At 53.0% G+C, this 23260-nt stretch carries 32 protein-coding genes; 31 read left to right on the forward strand and 1 reads right to left on the reverse strand.

Annotated elements, in window-relative coordinates:
- The 31 genes from IPI86_RS08285 to IPI86_RS08435 form a co-directional block, all read left to right on the forward strand.
- Window positions 1–224, forward strand: a 224-nt coding sequence (locus IPI86_RS08285; RefSeq protein WP_345297529.1) for a hypothetical protein, incomplete at its 5' end; no start/stop codon positions are given.
- A complete protein-coding gene (locus IPI86_RS08290; RefSeq protein WP_345297530.1) occupies window positions 194–748 on the forward strand; it encodes a hypothetical protein in 555 nt (184 codons plus the stop codon). The genes IPI86_RS08285 and IPI86_RS08290, both read left to right, overlap by 31 nt.
- Complete coding sequence (locus IPI86_RS08295) at window positions 745–1125, forward strand: hypothetical protein (RefSeq protein ID WP_345297531.1); 381 nt, start codon at window positions 745–747, stop codon at window positions 1123–1125. The genes IPI86_RS08290 and IPI86_RS08295 overlap by 4 nt, the downstream gene beginning before the upstream one ends.
- Window positions 1122–1985: a hypothetical protein gene (locus tag IPI86_RS08300; RefSeq protein WP_345297532.1), complete on the forward strand. Its 864-nt coding sequence runs from the start codon at window positions 1122–1124 to the stop codon at window positions 1983–1985. Before IPI86_RS08295 ends, IPI86_RS08300 begins: the two co-directional genes overlap by 4 nt.
- 28 nt (window positions 1986–2013) lie before the next feature.
- Window positions 2014–2574: a hypothetical protein gene (locus tag IPI86_RS08305; protein ID WP_345297533.1), complete on the forward strand. Its 561-nt coding sequence runs from the start codon at window positions 2014–2016 to the stop codon at window positions 2572–2574.
- Window positions 2575–2899: 325 nt separating this feature from the next.
- Window positions 2900–4093, forward strand: a complete 1194-nt coding sequence (locus tag IPI86_RS08310; protein WP_345297534.1) for a hypothetical protein — start codon at window positions 2900–2902, stop codon at window positions 4091–4093.
- 69 nt (window positions 4094–4162) lie between these two features.
- A complete protein-coding gene (locus IPI86_RS08315; protein WP_345297535.1) occupies window positions 4163–4918 on the forward strand; it encodes a hypothetical protein in 756 nt (251 codons plus the stop codon).
- Window positions 4867–5280, forward strand: a complete 414-nt coding sequence (locus IPI86_RS08320; protein WP_345297536.1) for a hypothetical protein — start codon at window positions 4867–4869, stop codon at window positions 5278–5280. The genes IPI86_RS08315 and IPI86_RS08320 overlap by 52 nt, the downstream gene beginning before the upstream one ends.
- A complete protein-coding gene (locus tag IPI86_RS08325) occupies window positions 5231–6154 on the forward strand; it encodes a hypothetical protein (protein WP_345297537.1) in 924 nt (307 codons plus the stop codon). Before IPI86_RS08320 ends, IPI86_RS08325 begins: the two co-directional genes overlap by 50 nt.
- A gap of 565 nt (window positions 6155–6719) precedes the next feature.
- A complete protein-coding gene (locus IPI86_RS08330; RefSeq protein WP_345297538.1) occupies window positions 6720–7490 on the forward strand; it encodes an RcpC/CpaB family pilus assembly protein in 771 nt (256 codons plus the stop codon).
- Window positions 7491–7557: 67 nt separating this feature from the next.
- The gene (locus IPI86_RS08335; RefSeq protein WP_345297539.1) at window positions 7558–8880 is read left to right on the forward strand and encodes a ParA family protein; all 1323 of its coding nucleotides are present in this window, start codon (window positions 7558–7560) and stop codon (window positions 8878–8880) included.
- An 8-nt stretch (window positions 8881–8888) separates the two neighbouring features.
- A complete protein-coding gene (locus IPI86_RS08340; protein WP_345297540.1) occupies window positions 8889–9233 on the forward strand; it encodes a hypothetical protein in 345 nt (114 codons plus the stop codon).
- Between the two features lie 2 nt (window positions 9234–9235).
- On the forward strand, window positions 9236–10117 hold the full coding sequence (locus IPI86_RS08345) for a CpaF/VirB11 family protein (RefSeq protein WP_345297541.1): 882 nt from the start codon (window positions 9236–9238) through the stop codon (window positions 10115–10117).
- 11 nt (window positions 10118–10128) lie between these two features.
- Window positions 10129–11091: a hypothetical protein gene (locus tag IPI86_RS08350; protein ID WP_345297542.1), complete on the forward strand. Its 963-nt coding sequence runs from the start codon at window positions 10129–10131 to the stop codon at window positions 11089–11091.
- A 16-nt stretch (window positions 11092–11107) separates the two neighbouring features.
- Window positions 11108–11974: a hypothetical protein gene (locus IPI86_RS08355; protein WP_345297543.1), complete on the forward strand. Its 867-nt coding sequence runs from the start codon at window positions 11108–11110 to the stop codon at window positions 11972–11974.
- A 6-nt stretch (window positions 11975–11980) separates the two neighbouring features.
- Window positions 11981–12550 (forward strand): methyltransferase, encoded by a 570-nt coding sequence (locus IPI86_RS08360; RefSeq protein ID WP_345297544.1) that lies wholly within the window; start codon window positions 11981–11983, stop codon window positions 12548–12550.
- A gap of 2 nt (window positions 12551–12552) precedes the next feature.
- Window positions 12553–12822, forward strand: coding sequence for a hypothetical protein (locus IPI86_RS08365; RefSeq protein WP_345297545.1), 270 nt, complete (start codon window positions 12553–12555; stop codon window positions 12820–12822).
- Window positions 12809–15001: an Ig-like domain-containing protein gene (locus tag IPI86_RS08370; RefSeq protein ID WP_345297546.1), complete on the forward strand. Its 2193-nt coding sequence runs from the start codon at window positions 12809–12811 to the stop codon at window positions 14999–15001. Before IPI86_RS08365 ends, IPI86_RS08370 begins: the two co-directional genes overlap by 14 nt.
- A 2-nt stretch (window positions 15002–15003) precedes the next feature.
- Window positions 15004–15579, forward strand: a complete 576-nt coding sequence (locus tag IPI86_RS08375) for a hypothetical protein (protein WP_345297547.1) — start codon at window positions 15004–15006, stop codon at window positions 15577–15579.
- Window positions 15566–15979 (forward strand): prepilin peptidase, encoded by a 414-nt coding sequence (locus IPI86_RS08380; protein WP_345297548.1) that lies wholly within the window; start codon window positions 15566–15568, stop codon window positions 15977–15979. Before IPI86_RS08375 ends, IPI86_RS08380 begins: the two co-directional genes overlap by 14 nt.
- Window positions 15980–16072: 93 nt before the next feature.
- On the forward strand, window positions 16073–16267 hold the full coding sequence (locus IPI86_RS08385) for a hypothetical protein (protein ID WP_345297549.1): 195 nt from the start codon (window positions 16073–16075) through the stop codon (window positions 16265–16267).
- A 1-nt stretch (window position 16268) separates the two neighbouring features.
- Window positions 16269–16685 (forward strand): hypothetical protein, encoded by a 417-nt coding sequence (locus IPI86_RS08390; RefSeq protein ID WP_345297550.1) that lies wholly within the window; start codon window positions 16269–16271, stop codon window positions 16683–16685.
- Entirely contained in the window at window positions 16682–16951 is a 270-nt protein-coding gene (locus tag IPI86_RS08395) for a pilus assembly protein TadG-related protein (protein ID WP_345297551.1), read from the forward strand. Before IPI86_RS08390 ends, IPI86_RS08395 begins: the two co-directional genes overlap by 4 nt.
- A complete protein-coding gene (locus IPI86_RS08400) occupies window positions 16948–17124 on the forward strand; it encodes a hypothetical protein (protein ID WP_345297552.1) in 177 nt (58 codons plus the stop codon). The genes IPI86_RS08395 and IPI86_RS08400 overlap by 4 nt, the downstream gene beginning before the upstream one ends.
- Window positions 17125–17132: 8 nt before the next feature.
- Complete coding sequence (locus tag IPI86_RS08405) at window positions 17133–17582, forward strand: hypothetical protein (RefSeq protein WP_345297553.1); 450 nt, start codon at window positions 17133–17135, stop codon at window positions 17580–17582.
- Window positions 17582–18868 (forward strand): hypothetical protein, encoded by a 1287-nt coding sequence (locus tag IPI86_RS08410; RefSeq protein WP_345297554.1) that lies wholly within the window; start codon window positions 17582–17584, stop codon window positions 18866–18868. Before IPI86_RS08405 ends, IPI86_RS08410 begins: the two co-directional genes overlap by 1 nt.
- A 182-nt stretch (window positions 18869–19050) precedes the next feature.
- Window positions 19051–19836, forward strand: coding sequence for a hypothetical protein (locus IPI86_RS08415; RefSeq protein WP_345297555.1), 786 nt, complete (start codon window positions 19051–19053; stop codon window positions 19834–19836).
- A gap of 284 nt (window positions 19837–20120) precedes the next feature.
- Window positions 20121–20534 carry a hypothetical protein gene (locus IPI86_RS08420; RefSeq protein WP_345297556.1) on the forward strand — a complete coding sequence of 138 codons (414 nt, stop codon included), beginning with the start codon at window positions 20121–20123 and terminating at the stop codon, window positions 20532–20534.
- 10 nt (window positions 20535–20544) lie between these two features.
- Window positions 20545–21027, forward strand: coding sequence for a hypothetical protein (locus IPI86_RS08425; protein WP_345297557.1), 483 nt, complete (start codon window positions 20545–20547; stop codon window positions 21025–21027).
- A 754-nt stretch (window positions 21028–21781) separates the two neighbouring features.
- The gene (locus IPI86_RS08430) at window positions 21782–22393 is read left to right on the forward strand and encodes a hypothetical protein (RefSeq protein ID WP_345297558.1); all 612 of its coding nucleotides are present in this window, start codon (window positions 21782–21784) and stop codon (window positions 22391–22393) included.
- A gap of 190 nt (window positions 22394–22583) precedes the next feature.
- Window positions 22584–22760 carry a hypothetical protein gene (locus IPI86_RS08435; protein WP_345297559.1) on the forward strand — a complete coding sequence of 59 codons (177 nt, stop codon included), beginning with the start codon at window positions 22584–22586 and terminating at the stop codon, window positions 22758–22760.
- 204 nt (window positions 22761–22964) lie between these two features.
- Here the strand turns inward: IPI86_RS08435 and IPI86_RS08440 are convergent.
- Window positions 22965–23260, reverse strand: a 296-nt coding sequence (locus IPI86_RS08440) for a hypothetical protein (RefSeq protein WP_345297560.1), incomplete at its 5' end; no start/stop codon positions are given.

The raw sequence follows: 23260 nt of genomic DNA on the forward strand, positions 1-23260 counted from the left end.
TCGCAAGCCATTTGACAGTTCTCAACACTGCGACTAAACTTCTTTTTGACCCTGCTGTGAGATTGCCTTCGGCAGGATTCTATCTCAACCCAAAACGAAAAGACCCCTTCCAAACGGAAGGGGTCTTTTCGTTTCACTATATGGAGAGATTTATGACACAAATATGGATTTTTGGAATTTTAGGAGCAGTGATATGGACATTACTATCTCGCAAAAGAAAATAAAGAACATCGTCCTGGTCATCGCCCTTGTCCTTCTGCTTGGCGCGTGCGGGTATTACGCATGGACAAACAATCTGCTGGATCGTTTTCTGCCAAAGCAAGAGATTCGCGGCACGGAGCCTGCACTACAGGCGGTCGCAGCGTTCTATGCTCCAAATGTGGATAGTGGATACGATGCGTGGCTGCTGCAAGTCTGCGCAGGCATGTCCGAAAATGGATGTCGACTGCTGCGCACGATGTACGGCGAGACGGTCTGGAAAGCCTTTGCAGGGTCGGGGGCAAGGTTTACTCAATCACAGGCGATGATTATTGAAGACGTTGAAGTGCTCAAGAATGATCATCACATCTGGAAACTTGCGATAACTGTTGTGTCAGCAAACTCACAAGGTGAAGAGAAAACAAATCAGTTGCTGACGTATGCCCAGGTTTCTTTCAACAAAGAGAAAGAAACTTGGATATTGGAGCGCATTCTCTTCGATCAGGAGATCAAGGAACGATACGGAATTGAGACAGGAGCAGGGCAATGAAAAAAGGTTTTATCCTGCTTTTATGCATATTTGCCCTTGTCACTCTTTTACCGTTTCATCAAGCGCTTGCTCAAGATAGCGCCTGGAGTGACGTAGTAGACAGCAATGGAAATATCTTATATGACCAAATGAGCGATCAGGGTGTGGTGACTCAAGCGGCGGATTGGATGCCGAGCATCACTCTTCCGATCGTGGGAACTGTCAGTGTTCCGGCTGAATATCATTCATACGTGACGGCAAGCGGAAACACAGTCCAGCAGCCGCCAGCACAATGGGAATTAACGGTCCGGGCGTTGGTGTGGATGCCCCAACAGGTATTGCTGGTATTGGCTCTGTCTTTGGGTCACTACTGGGTAATTCAGGAAGCGCAGAGATGATGTCCACCATCAATCAGGCGGGCTTCAACGGGCCGAGTGCGCCACAGGATTTCTTCCAATCTATCGTGAATGGACAGACCGACATCTGGAGCATCGCCCCAGCCGGGTTGATGAATTTCCTGTCAAGTCTTTATACCCCGATCTCAACTGATGGCAGCTTATATACCTATATGCTGCTCTATACACCCGGCCAATGCGGTTCCACTCCGGCAGGCTGTTCTGCTGCTCAACTGGATCTACTCACTGCCATCGAACCTACTCCACCGCCCTTGAGTACAGAAACTCCCCCTCCGCCAACCACATGCCCAGGTTCGAGTGTTCAACTTGGAGCTATCTCTGCCAGTGCCAGTCAGGTTGCTCCGTCATATCCATTGGTAGTGGGACAAGACCCTGATAAGCGTGGTGTGGATGTGGCCTTTTCTGCGTCCGTTGCTCCAACGATTTACACCTACTACACCCAGGAACCTGAGTATGAAGAACAATGCAATATCGTTTTAGGCGTTCAAAAGTGCAAGAATGTTATTACGGGGTATAGCTGTGAAAAACACGTTGAAACATACTCAGAGTGTATTTCTTCCGCCAATGCTTCCATGTCGCTCTCACAGGATTCGCGGACTTGGATCTTGAACGAATTATCCATCCGATACCCCGAAGCATATCTTCATCACCCAAATTTTTCGTTCGGCGGCGGCGGGTGTGTGTATTCAGCTTCCCAAAATAATGTTCAAGTTGCAGACCCTGGCAATTGGAATATGAATTTAAGTGGCAGCACCTCTGGCACCCCCGTATCTGCTCCGCGTAGTTTCAGCCGTGGTGGTCAGTTCTCTGCCTGGTTGAAGGAAATTGTAATTATCAAATGATGATTTCGAGGAAAGACAAGGTGGCTGATTGAACGAACTTTTATCAAATATCACAACGGGCGCCATCTGGACGGTCAACGGTTTTCTTGTGATCGTCTACTATGCCGCCGATCATATTCAGACCATCACGCTTGCAGTTGCCGCGCTTCTCTTCGCCGCCTATACATCGAGAGAACAACAAGTATGGGCAGTTGGATCCGGTGCGCTGGCAATCCTCGCTTCTCTGCTTGCGCCCGCGCCTGTTCCACTTTTCCTGCTGGTGATGTCGCTGGCGGGCTGGGCGGGACAATGGCTGGAGCAATACAACAAACCCGCCCAACACTGGAACACGATCCGCGGACAGGCCCTGTATGCGGTAGCAGGATTGGGCTTCGCACTGTATCGAAATTTTGGATTGGGCAGCTCGATAGCCAGTGACCCGATGATGTCCCAAGGCGCGGGCTACTTGAATGCCCTGATCGGGATCGGCATGTACGTTATTCCGCTCGGCTGGCTGGCCATGTTGACCCAATCCATCTGGGCGCACCCGCCTGCGCAGGGAACGCCGGATTCGTTGATCACCACGATCCGCACACGTGGAAAACAATGAAAAAGACGACAAAAGCTCTGGCGTCCTGGCGAATAGGCCAGACGCCAGCAGAATCCAGAAAAACAGCGCTGGATAGCTCAATTACGAGTAACGGCAAGCCGTAGATATGGTGATCTTATCAAGATACTGTCATATTGCCCCATATATGGGGGTGGTTTTGAGTAACGGCCTTCAGCTGAATACGCCAAGGACCCCTTACATTTTCTTGTGGCGTATACGCCAGGCCGCCAGGCTGTTTTTTTTGAATATCAGGTAAAGCCATACCCAAAAGAATGTTCCCCACCCAGCCCCTATCATATTTTGGCTGGCCTTGAAAAGGTGATCGATGTTAAGCATTATGAACAACGGATTGACCATTGAAGATGGCAACCTGCGCTATGCGTGGTTCGAACTGCAAAAAGATCTACGGCGATTCTTTCGCTGTGTGGCCTTGCGTGAACTGAAAGTAATTCCCGTCAGCGTGCGTGAAGATTATGACCTGCTCGGAAAACAATGGGCGGCAGTACGCGGCTTGCACAATGCGGGCGTCAACTTTGTCTACACCGCCATGGGCATCTACGCCCCGGATCATATCGGAATCGTCCAGTTTTTTGGCGCAGCAGGCGAGGCAGACAGCCTTGAGGATGCAGCGAAGAAAGCGCTGATTGGCACCTCCACGGTGGAGGCTGTGCTCGCCAATTTTCCGCAATCGCAACTGGGCGCGCCAAACCCGGACTGGCTGCAGTGGTATCTCGATTTCATCACTGCCCGCGGCTGCAACATTGCCGCAGTGCTCGGCCATCCGGATCCGCGCCAGGGCAAACGCGGGACAGACTCCGAAGGCACGATCGGGGACGACTCGGATGAAGACCTGGCCGAGGAACAAAACGAGATCCTCTTTCGCGGTCTCTCGAAGCTGCGCCAGAATTTTGTCTTTCAAGTCCTCGCCGAACACATCGCCCGCGCGCGCATGACGCAAACCTTGATGCGGATCAGTGAAGCCGCATCCAATGTTGGTTCCCGTCGCAAAGGTGCGATCGGCATCGGTTTCAATCTTGGCATCCCGATCATGGCCGCGCTTTCACAAAGCAATGCGAGCGGTGTTGGCGTCGGACAGGGAACAGCACATAGCGCGCAGGACGGCGTCTCGCAAGGTTGGGGCAACAGCCATACAGTTGGACGGGCATTCGCAAGGCACAACCATATCCGATGGTTATTCTACATCGACGGGTACAAGTCATGGCGTATCGGATGGAACCAGCCACGGAGTTTCGGATGGTACATCACATGGCACATCCAGTTCAGACTCTCACGGAAGCATGTCATCGCATGGAAGTTCGGTGGGCGGCGGCTGGTCGGAAAGCACAGGCTTTGGCATAAATGCGGATCTTGGAAAATCCATCCTTGGAGATATTCCCCTCGTTGGTGGTTTACTCAAAGGCATTTCGGCTGGCTACAACGAAGGCAGCAGCGTTTCTGGATTTGGTTCAACCAGCACGATGTCTGGAAGTTCAAGCTCACACACGGAGGGTGTCTCTGACTCCGCTGCAAGGTATCCGATGGAACATCGCACGCTACGAATGACGGCACATCCACTGGGCAAAGCACCATGCACTCCGTCTCCACATCGTCCATGGACTCGCAAAGCGAATCCTGGGGCGACAGCAAGAGCTGGGGACAGAGTCACGCGGAAGGAGTCTCCGCCTCGCAACAGCAATCGCGCAACTTCATGCAGGGTGTATCGGGTGGCATGAGCACGGGATTATTGCCCGGCATCAGCATCAATCGCAGCTGGCAAACTGAGGATGACGTGGCCGAACGTTTGGCGGATGTCCTGCGCCGCTTGGAGTCACTTGCCAATCAGGCATCCATGGAAGGTGGATTTATGACCAATGCCTTTCTGTTTACGGATACCCAACAAGGAAGCGCTGCAGCTGCTGCACTTGTACCGCAAGCCTTTCACGGTTCAAGTGTCCCGACACCTGTCCTGACCATCGAGCCGCTCGAAGCTGACAAAGCCGAACTGCGCGTGCATGCCTTTTCCTTTACTCCCTGGACGGAACTGGAAAACGGCGATCCCTTCAGCGGCGAATTATGGACGCGCTATGCCACACTCCTAACCGCTGGCCAATTGGCAGCATATACCGCGCCTGGATTGTTTGAAGAAGGATCAGCAGCTACCACCATGGCGGCCATTCCCGCAGGCATGGGCTTTAACCCGAACATGCCCGGTGATGTGGTGCTGGGTCATCAGTATAGCCCCGAAACTGGCGACCTGACTCCCGCACAGGTGCGCTTGACCTGGACAACCTCATGCACACCATCGCGGCGGGTGATACCGGCTTCGGCAAATCTGTGGCCATGATCCGCATGGCGTATGAAACGACATTGAGATGGAAAACGCGCACGGTCGTGTTGGATTTTGGCGCGGGCTGGAGATCGCTGCTCAATGCCCCCGGACTGGAAGGACATGTTGAGATCCTGCAACTCTGGCCGGATGCCGTGCGGCCCTTGCGTTGGAATCCAATGCAGATCGGACGCAACATCTCACCCGAAACCCAATGGCGCGCATTTGCGGATGTGTTTGGCGGTATCGCACAGCTGGGTGTAAAGCGGCAGAAGCAGGAATTGCTGGAAGCCATGCGTACCTTGTATCTCAATGCAGGCGTATTGGTGGATGACCCAAAAGTGCGCGGTGGCGCAATGGGGAAAGGTGCAGGTGGATGAAGCTGCGCTGATTGGCGCAAAGGCAGACGCATTGCTTGGCGATTTGAATAACAAACAACGCCAGGCGCTTGCGGTGCAGCGCAGTGTGATGATCGGCTTGACGAGCGTATACGACGAAGTCGCTGCCAAGTTGAAGAGCGTTCCTCCGCGCGACGTGATGTTGACCGGCGTGCTTGAAGGCATTCTATTTCGTTTGAATCCGCTTGTGCAAGGTTCCGCTGCACGTCAATTTGCACCCGGTCCTGGCACAGCTCCCGTTGAGGATCTGAGCAAGAATGGCGGCTGGGGCGTGACCATCATCGAAGGCGGCATGTTCCTGGATGACTTCGGCAAAGCCTTCCTGCTGGGATGGACCGGCTGGCATCTTTATATGGACATGGTGGCGCGGCGTGTGCATGAAGTCAAAACGGATGAACCGCTGCTGCAAATTTTCTATGAAGAAGCCAACAAGATCTTCGTCAAGGAAACAGGCGGGAGCGGGGATGAGACCGGCGGCGTCTCCGCCACCCAGCGTTTTGCAGATATGTTCCGCGATGCGCGCAAATACAAATCACGCCTGCACGTTATTACACAGGCTCCGCACTTGATCGCGGATGACATCATTTCCTCCTGCAACAATGTCATCGTTGGATATCTGAAGAATCCAAAAGACAAGGACTTGATCCTGTCCGCGCTGGCCCGCTCCGAAAAGGGCTTCCGAGATGAAGAGTGGAGACGGTTTGCGGATGATATGCCGATCGGAATGGCGATTGGCCGCTTTCCGTACACAACCCGCCGTGAACTGCAAAGGCCGATCCTTTTCAAGCCGCTCCTGCTGGATGTGACCGAGCCCACGGATGCAGAGATCGAAAATATTCTGGGAAGAATTCCTTAAAAAGGATGAAACCAGTGAAAATAAAGTGAAGGGTTTTGCGAAAAAGAAATTACCGATGCTGGCAAGTCACGATTGCTTGAATTCACGAAAAGGTTATCGATGGTGCTGCTCACCCTTTGCTGTTTGAGTGTCAGCCTGTCTGCTTATCTGGGGTCGAAGTGACTGGCATTGAGAACACCTGAGCGCGGCGATCACGCATGCGCCATCCACCCACTCCGACACTCGCGCCCGATACAGGCTGGTGGGACGCTGTCGCTACGCCAACCCATAGAGAACATAGTAAAAATTCCATCCAACTTATTTTGAGGTTCAAGAAATGACACAAGCAGCAAAGAACGGCAATATTGTATTTTTCGAGGACGATAGTCCGCAGGCAGTTGAAAGCCTGAAGAACGCACTGGCACAAACAGGGATGCCCCCTGCTTGGCCTGGTGCTGAAAATCGAAGCAGATTCCAAAGGACAAGACCGCGTTGTAAATTGGATGTTTGCAGAAACAAGTTTCATCAAATCCCTGGCGCTCATCCTGCCAGGGGATAAGAAAAAATAATTCATTTAGGAGTACTTATGAAAAAAGCTTTCCCACTCATTATTGCAGCGATCGTATTCGTGATCGCTCTTGTTCTCTTACGTCCCGCGCCTGCGCGTATGGTGGTCGTGGCTGCGTATGACCTGCGCGCCGGTCATGTATTGCAGGAAGCAGATCTTGCGCTGTTATCCGTGCCCGATGATGTACTGGCTGTGGATGTACTGACCGATAAAACAATGGTCACCGGCCAACCATTACGAATTGACCGTGGCCAGGGCGATGTCATCCGCGCCTCCCAACTTGGAAACCTGATCGCGATCGAAGCCAACGAACGCGCGATTGCTGTTCATGTCACAGATGCCAGTGGTGTGGCGGGATTACTTGTGCCCGGCCAGATGGTGGGCGTGATCGCATCCATTCCACAACAGGATACCAACTCAACCACCAGCAGCGCATACACCTCAGATGGCGTCTACCCGAATGGCAATGTCTGGAACGAAAGCGTGACCCCGCCGGATCATACTAATTCAAACAATGGCGCGTATCTGGGCAGTGGTACGTTCTCGAAGTCCACGATTGAAGGACTGCGCGTGTTATTTATCGATCCGCGTTTTGCATCCAACATGGATGCAAATGTGGTTCCGCAGGCAACGGAGCAAGGCGCTCTGGCGGGAGTGAACACAGATGAACGTGCGCGCGTTGGAGCTATTGGCTGCCTTATCTGGAATGGATGGCGCAACCATCACCCTCTATCTCATGCCGCAAACCGGCGCGAGCCAATTCACATCTCCCGGCCTCTGGTTGCCTGACTTGATCCTGGCTCCCGAAACCCCAGTGCCAGCTGCTTCCGCTGTCGCGCCAGTCGTGGTTCCGTAAATGACCTGGACAAATCAACCAACACCGCAAGGTGGTGGGCAGGATGCACCCGTCAGTGTTTTGCTCGCTCACAAGGATATGGAACGAACTACTGCCTGGTATCAATCCCTGCAGGTGGACGCGCGTTTTCGCGTGACTTCCATGGCCAACACTCCCCAGGATTTTCGCGCCAAACTCGCATCATCACCCGAAATCATTTTGCTGGATGCAACTGTATTCGATGGACCATCTCCATTGACTGAAGCATTGACATCAGTCAGTGGCGCGGTTTACCTAATCGTGCCTGGCGGAGTGGGCACTGAATTGATCGAACAATTCAAGGCCATTCAATCCGTCAAGTCAGTCTCTGTTGGAGATGTCAACATCGCAGACTTCATGACGCGCGCGTATGCGGATGCGCTGGCATTGCGAAGAACAGTCTCTGCCATCTCTCCCACTGCCTGGTCGGGCGGTTCGCAGCGCGGCGGCTCAGGTGCCGGTGGACTTCGTATCGTCACGGTCTGGAGCAGATCCGGCGGTACGGGCCGCACCACGATCGCAATCTCGTTGGCGCAAGCCGTTGCGCGGCGCGGCTTGAAAACACTTTTGATCGGACTGGGCGCGCCCGATGTGATTCCCTTGCAGTTGGGCTTGCGTCCTGAACCAAACATCGTTTCGTGGATCGCGAATCCTAACGATGAAGGCTTGCGATCCAGTATTCAAGTTGCTGGTGAGCTGCATGTTCTGGCTGGTTTTCCCGACATCCTCTCGGAGTCGCAAGGAGATCGGCCTGCTGAAGCAAGCGGCTCGATCAATGAGCTGGTCACTTCCGCGGCATATGGCGGGTATTCGGCCATCATCCTGGATACCCCTTCGGCAGGCGGCGTCACGCCGCGTGCGTTATCCGCCGCAAACACCTGGCTGATGGTGGCACGTCCCACCGTATCCGATGTTTGGATGTCCGCCGAAGCTTTTCGCACGGTGACGCAAAAGATCGCGGGACAACACCGTATTACACCAGGAAATATTTTCGTTGTGCTCAATCAACGCGCCAATGGCATGTTGACCGCCGATCAATGGCACGGCGCGGCGGATGCGGCCTGTCGCAAGATGAATCTCAACGTGGGGTTCCCGCCTGTCATGGCCACCATCCCGCACTCCATCGATGTTTCGCTGGCACAGGATAGCGGACGTTCCGCATTGGATGCATCTGATGATTTTGCACGTCCCATTCATCGTCTGTCTGAAATGCTTTTCGGCGGCGTGGTCGTCCCAGTGGGCCAGACGGCTAAAGAGGATGGCGTATTCCACCTCGGACCGTTGAAGATCCGGACGAAGAAATAGGAGATGGGATGAGTTGGGATTCTGTCGTACCTCCATTCAGCGCAGTGGATCGCGCGCGCGTCATCGAAGATGTTGCAGGACAGCTTCAAAACCTGTCCCTGGCAGAAATGCGCGGCGAGCGTGAGAAGCTGGTTTCGCGGGTTGTCCCGTTGGTGCTATCTGTGGTTTCAAAGTTTGGACTACAGGCTTCCTCCGACCAGGTGCAGGAGATGGCGCGCGACGTCGTTGCACGTGTTGGTGGTCTTGGTTTTCCGGAGCCGCTCCTGCGCATTGAAGCAAATTTATCCGAGATCACCGTCACCCAAATGGAGATGCTGGGTGCAGCGCAAGGGCAGCAAATTTTGAGAAGCTAGCCGTGACGCCTACCTTGACTGATGTCTGGCGCGCAACCGAAACATTGCTCGCACCGTTGGGACGCGCCGTGACCGAAGCCTCTCCATCCGTGGATGCGAAGATCCCGCGTCAGGAAGGATTACCAGGCGGAGCGCGTATCAAGATCATTCATCCAGTGGTCGCGCCAGGACTCGGATATCCCAGTATCAACATCCGTTTGTTTGAAGATAAGCCTGTGCCGCCAGAACTGCTTGTCAAATGGAAAGTAGCCCCTGAAAAAGTGATCTATGGATTGGTGGATTTGGTTTCGAAGGCGCTGCGGATTCTCGTAATCGGCGGCACGGCTTCGGGCAAGACAACCCTGCTTTCGGCTTTGTGTAATGGAATTCCGAAGGATGCACGCGTGGTCAAGATCGAAGACCCTGAAGAGATCTGGCTCGATCATCCGCATGTGGTCACGCTCGAAGCGCGCCCAGCCCAGGTCGGTTCAACCATCGTGCCGTATAGCCTCGCTTCCGCTGTGGACGATGCCATGCGCATGTCGCCGAAGTGGTTGATCGTGGGCGAGATGCGCAGAGGCGATGCAGTGGCGGCCTTGTTCCGTGCTCAAATGTCCGATCATCCAGGCTTATCCACCTTCCATGCCGAAGGACCGGAGTCTGCCATCACACGTTTGAATCTGCTGCTCTTCAACGATGTCGGAGTGCGCTCGGAAGGCGCGAAGGAAATGTTCGTGCAGGCCGTTGACATGATCGTGCAGGTAGGCTGGTCTGCTGGAGGGCGAAAGATGATCGGCGTTTGGGAAGTTGAAAAGAATCTCAAAGGCGGCAACGTACAGTTCCGCCAGTTATACAAATTGGGCGAGACTGAATTGCTGCCCATTGCAATTGAACGAAGAGTGTAAAAGGAGTTCGCATGTTCAACACAAATCTATTTTATATCCCCCCGAGCCTGACATTCTTCCTGCCCTTTATCGCAGCAGGCCTGCTGGCATGGATCATCTGGCGCTTGACCGGCAACCTGACCCTGCCGCGCATTGGCAAACCGCAGGTCACACGTATCGAGACATTTGCTGGCAGCGCAGGTGGACGTAATAAAACGAGTTCCGCATCTGTGGGCAGCTTCGAGCATCGCGTCTGTATTGCCTTTGCGAAGATCGGCATCGATGCGGCAGACAACGAAGAGTATTACATGATGATGGCGCGCATTGTGGCGGGAGTGGGCATGACTTTCATTTTGATGATCGTGGGCTTGCCGTTCTTCACCAGCCTGATCGGGATCATCGCGGGATATATCTTTGTCAACGGCTGGATCACACGTGCCTGGAATAAGACCTGCACCGAGATGGAAGCCGAACTGCCTTCGTTGTTATTGCGTTTGAATGCGACCATTCAAGCTGCACCGAATGTACCGTCTGCGTTGGAAACGGTCGCGAAGACTCTGCGCTCCGATGGACCGCTACGTACCTGGACACAGGAAACTGCTGCCAGAATGCATACGGAAGGACACGGGGCTGTTGAGGCAATCCGCGAAAGCGCTGCTGCAATTTCCACATCCCTATCCATTGCAGCGGACTTGATCGGACGAATGTGGACGACCGGCGGTGAAGGGTATGCCAAAGCCTTTGGTACAGCGGCAGATAACCTTGAATCAGTGCTGGATGCGCGCGTCCTGGCCAGAGCCAAGGGTGGCAGCGCACAAGGCACGGTCAACATCCTGACCGTGATGACCTTTGTGATGATCGCTTTTATGAGTCGCTCGGGCGCCATGGCGGATGTTGTCAAGTCACCCCTCGTACAAGTTCTGTATGCCTTGATCTGTCTCGTGATCGTATACGGTCACAGCCAGGTCAGCAGCATTATCGATAACGCGGTCTGAAGGCAAATGAGGTCCCATGACAACAATTGTTCCATTTTTAGCGGCGGGCTTGATCGGCCTGCTCTTTCATCAGTATTTACGAAGCTTTGATTTCATATTCTGGGAGCTCAGCCGCACCCGGCTTGAACGTTTTGCATCCACAGATCGACGCGGTGTCACTGATCGGGTTGGAGATTCAATCGTGGATAAACTCGGGTTCAGCTTCGATGCCTGGAAACACGAGTTGATGTGGGCACAGCTGGGCGGCTTGTATGAAGGACGCACCGTAGGCAGTGTCTTGGGCAAATCGGTTCTATTCGGTTCCGTTGGGATCGCCTATCTGCTGATCTTCAATGCTCTCAGTCCGGCCTTCGTCATTGGCGTTGCAGTGGCTGCATACTATCCATATCTGCAGCTGCGTGGACGGGCAAATGATGTCCGTGAAATGGTTAAACGCAGCTTGCCCGAAGCCGCAGCCTTGATCGCGGCGGAGATGAGTGCGGGCAGTTCCGCTGAAACCGCCGTGGGACGCGCTGCATCCCTGCCTGGAGCGCTCGGCAATTTATTGCGGATCGTGACCCAGAACGCCCAGCAAGCGGGACGCCTGATCTTTTCGCGCGAGCTGTTGGACGGCGCTCTGGTCGAGGAGTTCACCAAATATCGAATGCCGCATCTTGAAGCGTTCGCGCGCCAGATCGATCTGGTTGCGACCAAAGGCGCCGAAGGACCGCGGCAGATGGGCGAAGTCGCACGCGGGCTGGCGCGTGAATATCGTTCGGATGTTGCCCGCTCTGCGGAGCAATTGAGCAACAAGCTCTTGTTTCCAATCTCGCTCTATATCTTCGTGCCCTTCATGCTGGCCATCTTTGTGCCGCTGATGGTGAGCGTATTTGAGTCGTTCTAAAAGCCCATGAATATTGTTATTTCAGAACTCATTAATGCCATCGGCGCAGCCTTCTTTGTTTTCCTGTTTATTGTCCGGGTGATGCAATTCTCAGCGGGGGATTTGATCGCCATCCCGCTGGCTCTGCAATCTGCGCTGGCTGCCTTCCTGCTGGTGATGCACAAACCAGTGGAACGGGTCAGTCATCCGCGGATGGCCGTGACCGCCTGGCTTTGTGCGCTGCTTCCGCTTGCCTTCCGAATGGAAAATGCAAACTACCTGTATGCCCTGCCTGGTTTGCTGCTGGCGTTGTGGTCGCTGGTCGTACTTGGATTCTCGTTTTCCATCGTGCCCGAAGACCGCGGACTTGTCGTGCATGGACCCTATCGATTTATCAGGCATCCCATGTATGCAGGTGAATTCCTGTCGTGCCTCGGATTGTGTATCGCTTCGGGAATCATCTGGAATTGGATTGTGCTGGATCTTTTCGCGATCCTGCTGATCCTTCGTATGCGTGCCGAAGAAAGAGTGATTATCGGATATGCCGTGAAATACGCGAGCGTAGTCCGCTGGAAATTATTTCCAGGAGTGTGGTGAAAATGGAAAAACTGGAATTGAATATCGTGGAAGCGGTGCTCAGGAATATCAAGAATTGTCTTTTCCATCTTGACGCAGGTCAGCTCGAACGATTTCTGGTGTGGTTGGAATCGCATACAAAATCGAAGGTCTCAGAAGGCGGAAAGTTGAATTTCCAATTCACTACCTGGCTTGAAGCCCTCCCGAAAGGACAAGTGTTGGATGAGGGTTTTTTAATTGCAAGTGAGATTTTTTGGTTTCGGTATAGAGGAGAATTTGATGAAAGCAATTAATCCGTACAAGGTATTTATCGCATTGCTGGCCGTGGCAGTAATTTGGATAGCCCCGATACTGATCCAGCAGCATACAGATGCGATAAACAATGCGCAAGTAAAAGGAGACGTACCTTCGTTGATTACTGTCCCCGGAGTAAGTGCATTACCTCCCGATGTATGCAGTGATGACTGCAAGGTATGGTATTGCGGTCATAAAATCCCAGGCGGCGGTTGCACAGAATGGACCTTTCATTGTGCAGGCTGTTCTGGAGGAGGTGACCCGCCGCCCCCAGTCTATTCGCCTCCGACCGTATCTGCATCTCTTACCTGCGGGATCTGGGGAAGTCCAGGCTGGTGTATCAATAACGGCAAGGTTGCAATCACAGCAGCAGACCCGCAGGGGTACTCTGTCAATATAAGTGGAAACATCACCGTCAGCGGCATCAGCACGCCGTTTTCATGCGCCAATCCATGCAGCTTGAGTATGCCCTCCGGAAGTGGATCTGTTTCATATTCTGCATCTGCTCCTACATCGGGATTATCCAGCGCCGCGGGAAATATCGCATTTAATTTTGACTCTGGAAAACCTGTCATTACCAGCAGCACATCCGGGTCGCAAAGCGGGAGCTGGCATACCACCGCAGGCGCGGCTGTGACTGTCTTATCCAGCGATGCAATTTCAGGCCTGCAATCTATTTCCATTACCAGGAACGGAATGCCTGTGTCTTCGCCATTCGCTCTGTCGGATGGAACACATACGATTGCGGTGCTGGCCATGGATGTTGCAGGAAATCAATCCACATCCACTTTCATTGTGAAGGTGGACAGCGTAAAACCAATTATCGCTTTCAATACGACCGGCCTGTCAAATGGAGCCTGGTTCAGGAGTGCCACGGTTGGGGTGGATGTGTCTGATGTAACTTCAGGAGTGCAGACGCAAATCATTACACATAACGGCTTCGTCGAATCTGCTCCCATATCGTTCGTGGATGGAACTCACGACATATTTGTAACCGCAACAGACAACGCTGGAAATGTCGAAGCGTCATCCTACTCCATTCAGGTGGATGGAACCCCGCCAATCATCGTCCCAACCTTCATGAGTACAAGTGGATCAAATGGCTGGCTGGTCTCTGCGGCAACTATTTCCGCTGATGTGAGCGATGCCTTGTCCGGGATCGCCTCCACCCAATATCGTGTGAACGACGGGTCATGGCAGGATGGCGATTCTGTCATGGTAGGGGATGGCATCCAGAGAATTGATTTTCAGGCCTTTGATGCGGCTGGCAATCTGCAAGTTGCCTCACAGGAAGTACAGGTGGATACCCTTCCACCTGTCTACAACTTCGATACAACCCTGGATGGTTCTGTGCTTTCAGGAACAGTGATCCTGTCGGGGAATATATTGGATGCAACTTCAGCGGTGCATAACGTGGAGTTCTCCCCGGATGGATCCAACTGGCTGGCTGCGTCCTTTGTCGAATCCCGCTGGAGTTTTGAACTGGATACATCGACGCTGGATAATGGCGACCATTCCTTATATTTGCGTGCCACAGATAAGGCGGGCAACATGGGACAACCCTTCGGCACACATGTCATCCTGGATAATTTTGCTCCCTATGTGAATTTGACGGATACCTGGAATATCTGGGAAAGCGGTTCCTTGGACGTACTCAACAATGTCATCCCCTTGAAGAGCGTTAGGATCGTTGTGCAGGATCCAATGCTGCGCTATCCGGATCGGGTCATTTATTACGATCTGCCTGCACCAACAACCGTCTCATGGGATCGGGTGATTGGGCCTGCCAGCGCGCCGCCCGGTTCGTACACAGTCAACGTGGAGGTTTGCGACATCTATGCTTTGTGTTCAGAAGACATAGGCACGATCGTTATCCCTGACACGCCAGCGCCCACTCCATTAATTCAACTGCCCTTAATTGAAATCCCAAAATGGATCCCGCCCATTCCATTTTTGCCTGGGCCAGAGCCAGCACCTGAACAGCCCATCGTCGTTCAAGCGATTGTGATTCCAATTCAAGAGGATGTACAGCTTGCCCCATTTCCCATCTGGATCATCTTCGTTATCAGCGCCTTCGTACTGTCCTTCTCATTTTTACTACTACTTGACCCGCGTCCGGCGGCCTTGCGATCCTTAACCAGTTCGCTACACCAACATATTCAATATCAAAAGGAATGATCATGTCTCTCGAACTTTCAACTGTTCTTCTTGTTTTTCTTCTCGCCATTATCCTGGCTGTATATAACCAGCGTCAGGCCTCCGCCCTGCGCGGTATGGAACGCCTGGTGCAGGATTTTGTTGCCATGCAGATCCGCGACCGCCGCACGCGGCACATCGACGGGCTTGCCAACTATATTGATCCTTTGGAATGGCTGGCAAACCAGGCCAGCTCGGAATTGGAAGCGCCGCTCACTATTAGCGAAGTCATGCGCGTGATCCATGAAGTGCAGGCGGTGGAACTGCGTGCGTCCAATGGACAACGTATCATCGTTTCCACTTCTCCCAAATCCAACCTGATGCGCTTTGACCGCAGAGTACGTGCTGCGGGCAGACAAAAAAGTGCAGCAGATCGTGTGGCTTCGTTTGCTTCGCGACCGCTGCTTGGCAGGTCACGCTGGGGCTGGGGCGTGCAGACCATCGAGCGGATCATGTCGCAGACGAATGAATTCTTTGATGTGGAGGCAGATGCAGTAGCCGAACGGCTCGGCCTGAAATGGGATAAGCCTTCGCGCTTGTGGTTTTATGTGGTCAAGTAATATATTTCCTGTGTACGGATTGTTGCTTTCCGTCCTGATCATCGGCGGGGTACAGGATTGGCGGACAGGAGAGGTCAGCAATTGGATCAGCATCCCGCTTTTCTCCATGGGTGCAATCGCGCCTTTTTTGCGCTTGTTCCTTTTGGATAATATATCTGTAAATATATTATCCATTTTTGTGATGGGCGTGATCACGTATGCCGCCATCAAAGGCTGGATGGGCGGTGCGGATTGGAAAGTTTTGGTTGGTCTTTTTGGATTGTGGCCGCTGGCAGGATTTGCGGCTCTGGTTGTTGCCGGGGTATGGGGTGGCATCATCATTCTAAAAACAGGTGATCGCAACAGGCGTTTTCCAGGGGTGACCGCCTTCGCCTTCGCAGCCTGCTTGACATTATTTTGATGTTCTCTATAATCCTTTTTGAATGAGGTGTGATTTCCCCTGGGAAAATCGCGCCTTTTTTTATTTCCATTACATCAGTTCATAGGAGCCAACATGTTTATTACACTTCAGTTTCAGATCAACATCTTTTATCTTCGACTGCTTCAACTTATCTCCGATCCGCACGGGGATGACTATGGAGAAAAAGCAGTCATCCTCGTGCTGGTCGTGCTGGGTGGTGTGGCTGCGTTTGCTGCCTTCGGCGGCAAGATCGTGGATCTGATCAGCCAGGCAACCACTGGAATCTAGAATGCGTCTACTGCGCCTGCTTTTCTCACGCCGTGGCGATGAATTTGCCGAGACCGCGATTGCCATGCCGGTGATCGTGTTGGTCACGATCGCACTGATGAACTTAACCATGGCCGGGTTCGCGAGTGTCAATGCCAACAACGCCGCCAATTATGGCGCGCGGGTCGGGAGTGTTCATCAGCAGGGTCCGGCAGGCGCGGCATACAACGCCGCCCAACAATCTGTGGCCTTTGCAAGCGTAGGTGATTACTCCGTCTCGGTATCGGGCGGCGGATTTCCCGGCGCACAGATCAATGTTCAGGTCGATTGGAGCGTCCCCAACCTGATGGGCGGCTTGCTGGGTTTCTTCGGCGGTGACAGTCTTGGCTCAGATATAAAAGGTGCAGCCATGTCTGTCTTTCGTCAGGAGGGTTGGTGATCCAGCATTTGTTGGTGTCGCGCAGGGGTGATGCGTATGCCTGGTTTGCCGCCATGCTGGTGTTTGTCTTCATCCCGCTCGCGTCGCTGAGCATTGATGTGACGCGCATGATGTATGTCAGAGGCCATTTGCAAACCGCAAACGATGCGGCCTGCCAATCGGCAGCGGATGCATTGGATGTGCCCTTGTTCATCTCGACCAGCCAACAGCGCATCGAGCCTGGTCTGGCTCGTCGTCAGGGCGGCGTGAATTTTCTGCCACCTTGAGCGACGCGGGCAAGATCCGCTACAACATCCAGGGGCTTGCCATCGATTTTCCCGCTCCCACATTTGCGCATTGTGTTGCGACCGTGCAGGTGGAACACCTGATCCCGCTCACTCCAGATATGAATGTCGTGATCGAAACCACATCCGAGATGCGTACGCTGACGCTGCCGTAGAGGTACATGTGCCATTTGATATTGAATTCAACTTTCGCAAAAACGAAGACGCGCTCTGGCTGGTTGTCTTTGCCTTGCTGATCATTGCCGCGTTGGTGGGCATGTCCCAAATTGGGCAGAATGCCACTCCGATGGACACTGGTGCTCCGCGCTTGCTTAACTGGTCTGACTGGCGTTTGTTACAGGCGCAGCGCGCATACACAATGGAACTCTCGATTTTGCGAACCGACGCGATGCAATTGGCACAGGCCTTGGAGCAGAAGCCCAATCCGGTTACGACTCAGTTTCTAATCGAGAAGATCGCTCAGCACACAAAAGAAGGTGATCCGTCTCTGGAAAGCGCGCGCCTGGCTTTGGAAAACGCGGCACTGAATGTGCGCGACTGGTCCACCGGTACATTGGACCGCGATACTGCCATCCTGTCTGTGCAGGATGCGTTGACTCTGTTGCAGCAATAATGATGAATACCACTTTGGACTTTTCCCATCAACGCGCTCTGGATGATCTGCTGCAGGCGGAGCGTGACCTGCGCCGAAAAAGCGAAGAGGCCAACCGTGCCATACGTCAGGTATTGGTTGAAACTGCAAATCGCTTCGATGGAACACGACTGGAATCCCTGCGGCGCGACGATCCATCCATCCCGACCAATTGGGGAGCGTTGGATTGGAAAAAGTTTTTTGAAGATGTTGCTGCTCCATCGCGGGGTTGGGTCCCTGTGCCTGTTGCTCCTGATACACGTGTGCAAATTGAATTACAACGGCAGATTTCTGAATTGCAATCTGCTTTGGATAAAGCTGAGCTCGATCTCAAGGAAGAGCGGACAAAGGTTGTGGTTGCCGTAGCGACTCCCGTTGTACGGGTAGTGGAAACAGCAGATGTCGATCAAATAGTAGTGGCGGCTGATGCTATTGAAAATATTCCATCGGAAGCGACACCGGCTCTCTCCGTTATCGTCCAGAACACAAAAGAGATGCTCGGGAACTTTCCTCAAAAAATTCCCACTGCCTTTTCGAGTGTGTTGAGCGGTGGCGGGCGTACTGGCGGCGACCTGGTGCGCGTTTTCCAACGCTATTGGTTGATCTTGTATTTGATCGGGCACTGGCGGCTGGCAGCCTCGATGGAGCTGGAAGAGGCTCTGGCTGAAACGGTGGGGGTCTCGGCGGGATCCGGCTCGATGCACCGTGTGTTGGAAGATATGGAAAAAGCTAACGTGTTGACCATCGAGATCCTTGATCTCAAGTCTCCGCGCACTGTCTTGAAACTATATCGACTATCCCCTGAAGGTGAGAAGCTGTATCAGGCTCTCTTCCAAACCAGAGCGTATGAGAATGACTGGTCCCGCCTGATCCGTTTACATGAAGGCGCACGTTTTCCAGAACATACACTGGCAGTGCTGGCTTTCACGATGCACGCGCGTAAACGCGGTTGGGCGACACAGGTATTACCCGAAGTAAAAAAAACAAAGTCCGTGCCGGATGCGTGGGTTATGCGCGGGGATGAGAAGCTATATGTTGAAGTTGAGTTGGGCGAGAAGGAACGCGTATCCAAGTGGCGCAATCAGGCAGTTCTGAATGGTGGGCGCACGGTGTTATGTGCATCGACTCAAAAGTCACGCGCCCGCCTGGTTGGAGATTGCAAGCTCGATCATCTTCCAGGGCTGGCGACTGATCTGGAATCGCTGGTCCGAGGTAAGTTCAGAGAGATTAACTCGACTTCTCCTCTCTGGTTGGCAAGTTGGAAATAAGGGAGGGTGTTCTGCGGAAGGCTGTCTGAATCCAGACGACTTACCGCAGGCTACTCGCCTGACAGAACCTTATCAATTGAAAAGCGCCGGACGGAAACCTCCGTTCGCGCGTACCGAATCATTCACCAAGACTCTGCGTCCTGGTGTTTGCCAGGGCGCGCATTTTTTCACGGAGGTATTCCATGGATATCAAGAACCACAAGACATTGACCGGCATGGCACTGGACAGTGTGGCAGCGAAGCTCGATGCTGAATTGCCGAAGGATGCTTACAAAGCTGTACCGGGCGCGGCAGACCTGACCGACATCGATCCCAACTACATGCGCAAGATCTTGAACGAGGTCTTTGGCTTGTGCGGTATCGGCTGGGGTTACAAGTACGACTCTGCCGATATGCACACCGAGATCGAGGAGCGCAAGCGTTCCAGCGGAGGCGTGCGCCGCGTGTATGTGGCGACGCTCAGACGCCTGACCTTCTGGTACAAGCTGAGCGATGCGGATGGCAGTGTCGTGACTTGTGAGATCGATGCATCTGGCGGAAGCGACAACGATGTTGAAGCCTACGCCATGAAGGGTGCGATCACCAACGCACTCGGCCATGCTTCTTCAAACCTCGGCTTTCAGGAATCCGTGTATCTAGGCAAGCGTTCTCACAAAACGGTTGGCAAGACAAGCGCTCCCGCGAAGGCCGCAGTTCCCGCCGCATCAAAGCCTGCGCCGAAAGCCGCCAAGCCTGCTCCAAAACAGGAAGCGATAGTTGTTCCTGTTGCAGGCGACCCAGCCGGTTTTGTGATCCAGATCGGTCAGCGTGCCGGGCAGAAGCTCGGTGATCAGGATCGCACGGTCATCGAGTGGTATGCGAACTCGATGAAAGCCAGCAGTGATCAACAGGTCACTTTGCAGGGCGCCGCTCGTTCGCTGCTCTCCGCCCGCCCCAATGGACATAAGCCTGAGCCGGTTGCTGGCTAGTCCAACGGTTCTTTCCAAAGGTTCTGCTTTTCTTTGGGAGGCTTTGCCGCCTCCCATCTTTGCAGGTCTCCAGGGTTATGACCCTGTTACCGTAGTTGAACTTTAATAATTTACAAACGAATTATCACAACAGACATCAGTCTGTTAATTTTATTTGGAACCAATCCTGGCAGGAGACATGAACGCTGTTCCCCTGCCTGTTAAATAAATTTATCTGGAGAAACCATGCCCGTCAAAAAAACAACCACAAAAAAGATAGCGGCTGCAAAAAGACCGCACAAGAAATGCCTGTTATTGAAGATGCCATCGGGCAAGTTGAACAGGAAGAAATTGTCCCGCCTCTCGTGCAGCATCAATTGCTTCTTGCGGCGGAGACATCTTCCGTTCCGAAACGAAGCCATCCCGCCCGCCCCCTTCCACAAGCCAAGGAACAATACGATCTCAATCTTTTCGTTGGCAGCGGAGTGATCCGTTCTGTGTGGGGCAAAAATAATGATGTCTTTGCCCGTCTGGCTTTATCTCAACGCGGAAACCTGATCGAAAACGATGATACGTTTACATCTTTTGTGACACTGCGTTTTGCAGATGGAATGATCTGCGGCATTCCGATTTCCATTCAGCCTGGCGATGTGTTGAAGATCCAGGGCTATCTGGTACACAAGGGAATACCAGGAGACACTGCGAAAATTCCTGGATAAGGCCAATGCCATGAGTTTCCTGAATTATGTGGATCCTGCGGATCTGCCAGCCTGGCGCCTGTTGACCCTTGAGCGGCGGAATGGTTTGGTAAATGTTCTTGCGATGTCGCTTTTGGACGGCAATGGCATTCAGCTCTCTCATTTTGGAGAAGCCATTCAGGAGAAAAGTTTGAACCGCGTGCAGGTCGAAGGCATCGTCGCGCGGATATGGGAATACCGCCACGATGATGGTGTGGACTTTGTTGCCCGTATTGCCGTCTATGATGAACACACACCTGTTGACCCAAAGCGTGCTGGCAACTTTGGACGCGCACGCAGGGCGGCGCACTACATCACGATCCGTTTTGCAAATGGAAAGACTTCTTCGGGTGCAGCCATTCGCCTGCAATTGAAAATGCGCATTCGCGTGGTGGGCGAATTGCGCGATAAAGCGCAGGTCGTATCTTGCGCGACGAATTGCTCAAGACCGGTTCCTCCGAGGTGGCTGCCATGATGCAGCGCGTGACGGATGCTGGTCAATTGTCCGAGATCAGGAACCAGCAGGAAAGCCTGCATGTTCTGACCAATGCAGTGGTGGTGTATTCGAAAGGATGAAGGAGGAAGGATGAGGGATGAAGAAGTACAAAAGAGCAAAAGATTTGCTCTTCTCTCACCTTCTTTCCCTGCCCTGATCTTATTCATCATTCACCATTCATCATTCATCCTTTTCTCTTCCCTCTCGGCGTAATGCGTCCGGCCAGGTTCGTGACCTGGCAGAGGATCTGCCCTATTGGGCAAACAATCACTTCTCCATGCTTTTCTCCTCCTTGCAGCTCCCTCCGGACAACGGGTCAATCACATCTCGCGTTGTCCAAAAGGCGAGTCTCTTATGGAGGCGATAGCCAGGCGAGGTGTTTGTCGGGAGCGGCTATTCGTCGCTCCCATCTTCATCCCGCGCGCGCCTTATTCATGAATACGGTCGGGCTTTTTTCCGGGTTCAATTCCCGGCGGGATGACTGAGTCGGTCACATGATTGACTCCAGAAGACAGTAAACCTTTATCAGAAACCATTCGGAGCGAATTCATTGAGGATGCCTGCACTTGGCTTGCATCTCTTTGGTTCGCTCTTTTTGTTTTTCTGCGAAGCTTTATTCTTTTCCTGAAGTTTGGGCTAACCGCCCCTTCTGCCTTTTAGCGCTTTGCGCTTGTGTGTAGAGTGGCCTTTTGGTCTCTACTCACTACTTTCAAATCCAAAAGAGGTTAATCTAATGAAACGTTCCATGTATGTACTCCTTTCCCTGCTTGCGGTCTTTGCGCTTGCTGCCTGCGCTCCGCAGGGGACACCCACACCTTCCATCGCCGAGCTTCAAGCGATCGCAATGGCCAATGCCCAAACTCAGATCGCTTTGACTGCTGCTTCCATTCCAACGATTACACCGCTTCCGCCTACGCTGGAACCTACACCTATTCCTGTTCTGCCAACCGAATTGCCTGTACAGCTGACAGAAACACCTGTTCAACCGGCGGCACTGGCGCCAGCTGTCGTCACCACCGAAGACGTCAGTCTGACGAGCGAGGAACTATGCGGTGGACCGTTGAGCGAAATGGATGGCCCACAGGCACAAGTAACTTTCAACAATGTCACCGACGGCGACCTGTCCCTGTATCTTTATATTTATACGAACGAATACGGATGCGGGATCGGAAATGTCTCCATTGCCCCTCTTGAATCTGTTACGACCAGTGTTCCGCAGGGTTGTTACGATTTCTATGGCTGGATCACTGGCCCCAAGGATTCTACACCTGCTGGCTATGGCTGTCTGACCTTCGACCAGACCGTTAAAGTAAAAAACAACACGCTGGTATTTGTAGATCAATAAAAGTAAGAATGACAGGCCAACGAGCCTGATGTTCCGTTTGCTCCCAATCCCATTTTTTATGGGCTGAGGGAGCGGCGAAATAGAGTAGCCATTGCTTCCTCGGCCAAGAAAGAGGTATGCAATGGCCGCTTTATTTAATCCCGGAACGTGGCAAGGTACTGCGATACGAATTCCCGGCACGAAAAAGACTTTGAATGAGCAACAGTCCGCACAGGTCGTGCAAACGATCCTGCCTGCATTATCGTGCAGCGCTGCGAATGAAGTCCGCCGTGTTATGGCGGGCGAAGCAGATACGCTGACTTTTGTTGCTCATCTTGAAGTTGCCGGGATGATCGCTGGTTACTTGAAACGCTATCCCCCTCTATAGCAGGACGCTATCCGCTTTCTGCAACCGAGAGGCGCATTCGTGTGCCTCTCGTTCTTGTCTGGATATCCTGCTGCATCCGAAACTATATATGAAGGGACGCCCATTTCTTTACGGGCGTCCCTTTCTTTTGAGAGGTGAAATTTGAAAGTGAGATTATTATGCCTGTGACCATTTTTTGTGCCGTCTGCGGTGATCCGGTTCAGGTCAGCGCATCGCATGTCCCCAGACGCGTGACCTGTTCGATATTCTGCCGTATCCCATGGCAGCGGCAGTTTGAGATCGATCCCGAGGATTTGCTTCTCGCAGTCTGGAATGAACCAGTGAGAGCCATCGCCGCATCCTCGATGTCAGTGATAAGGCCATCGAGAAACGCTGCAAGCGGTTGGGCGTCGTCAAACCGCCGCGAGGGTATTGGGCAAAGATACAGTATGGCGCTTGAATGAGTCCGCTTTGCTGGCGCTCGGTTGGTCGAAGGAAAAGATAGAGAAGTTGTGTGAAAG

The organism is Candidatus Villigracilis affinis (assembly GCF_016705895.1).
Taxonomy (GTDB): Bacteria; Chloroflexota; Anaerolineae; order Anaerolineales; family Villigracilaceae; genus Villigracilis; species Villigracilis affinis.

Excerpts from the sequence above, each read along its gene's own strand:
- IPI86_RS08425 (WP_345297557.1), top strand. The coding sequence starts at position 20,545 with ATGAGTTTCCTGAATTATGTGGATCCTGCGGATCTGCCAGCCTGGCGC.
- IPI86_RS08410 (WP_345297554.1), top strand. The coding sequence starts at position 17,582 with ATGATGAATACCACTTTGGACTTTTCCCATCAACGCGCTCTGGATGAT.
- IPI86_RS08370 (WP_345297546.1), top strand. The coding sequence starts at position 12,809 with ATGAAAGCAATTAATCCGTACAAGGTATTTATCGCATTGCTGGCCGTG.
- IPI86_RS08335 (WP_345297539.1), top strand. The coding sequence starts at position 7,558 with ATGACCTGGACAAATCAACCAACACCGCAAGGTGGTGGGCAGGATGCA.
- IPI86_RS08375 (WP_345297547.1), top strand. The coding sequence starts at position 15,004 with ATGTCTCTCGAACTTTCAACTGTTCTTCTTGTTTTTCTTCTCGCCATT.
- IPI86_RS08350 (WP_345297542.1), top strand. The coding sequence starts at position 10,129 with ATGTTCAACACAAATCTATTTTATATCCCCCCGAGCCTGACATTCTTC.
- IPI86_RS08300 (WP_345297532.1), top strand. The coding sequence starts at position 1,122 with ATGATGTCCACCATCAATCAGGCGGGCTTCAACGGGCCGAGTGCGCCA.
- IPI86_RS08315 (WP_345297535.1), top strand. The coding sequence starts at position 4,163 with ATGCACTCCGTCTCCACATCGTCCATGGACTCGCAAAGCGAATCCTGG.
- IPI86_RS08320 (WP_345297536.1), top strand. The coding sequence starts at position 4,867 with ATGCACACCATCGCGGCGGGTGATACCGGCTTCGGCAAATCTGTGGCC.
- IPI86_RS08290 (WP_345297530.1), top strand. The coding sequence starts at position 194 with ATGGACATTACTATCTCGCAAAAGAAAATAAAGAACATCGTCCTGGTC.
- IPI86_RS08325 (WP_345297537.1), top strand. The coding sequence starts at position 5,231 with ATGACCCAAAAGTGCGCGGTGGCGCAATGGGGAAAGGTGCAGGTGGAT.
- IPI86_RS08390 (WP_345297550.1), top strand. The coding sequence starts at position 16,269 with ATGCGTCTACTGCGCCTGCTTTTCTCACGCCGTGGCGATGAATTTGCC.
- IPI86_RS08365 (WP_345297545.1), top strand. The coding sequence starts at position 12,553 with ATGGAAAAACTGGAATTGAATATCGTGGAAGCGGTGCTCAGGAATATC.
- IPI86_RS08430 (WP_345297558.1), top strand. The coding sequence starts at position 21,782 with ATGAAACGTTCCATGTATGTACTCCTTTCCCTGCTTGCGGTCTTTGCG.
- IPI86_RS08355 (WP_345297543.1), top strand. The coding sequence starts at position 11,108 with ATGACAACAATTGTTCCATTTTTAGCGGCGGGCTTGATCGGCCTGCTC.
- IPI86_RS08330 (WP_345297538.1), top strand. The coding sequence starts at position 6,720 with ATGAAAAAAGCTTTCCCACTCATTATTGCAGCGATCGTATTCGTGATC.
- IPI86_RS08380 (WP_345297548.1), top strand. The coding sequence starts at position 15,566 with ATGTGGTCAAGTAATATATTTCCTGTGTACGGATTGTTGCTTTCCGTC.
- IPI86_RS08295 (WP_345297531.1), top strand. The coding sequence starts at position 745 with ATGAAAAAAGGTTTTATCCTGCTTTTATGCATATTTGCCCTTGTCACT.
- IPI86_RS08360 (WP_345297544.1), top strand. The coding sequence starts at position 11,981 with ATGAATATTGTTATTTCAGAACTCATTAATGCCATCGGCGCAGCCTTC.
- IPI86_RS08420 (WP_345297556.1), top strand. The coding sequence starts at position 20,121 with ATGCCTGTTATTGAAGATGCCATCGGGCAAGTTGAACAGGAAGAAATT.
- IPI86_RS08340 (WP_345297540.1), top strand. The coding sequence starts at position 8,889 with ATGAGTTGGGATTCTGTCGTACCTCCATTCAGCGCAGTGGATCGCGCG.
- IPI86_RS08310 (WP_345297534.1), top strand. The coding sequence starts at position 2,900 with ATGTTAAGCATTATGAACAACGGATTGACCATTGAAGATGGCAACCTG.
- IPI86_RS08385 (WP_345297549.1), top strand. The coding sequence starts at position 16,073 with ATGTTTATTACACTTCAGTTTCAGATCAACATCTTTTATCTTCGACTG.
- IPI86_RS08415 (WP_345297555.1), top strand. The coding sequence starts at position 19,051 with ATGGATATCAAGAACCACAAGACATTGACCGGCATGGCACTGGACAGT.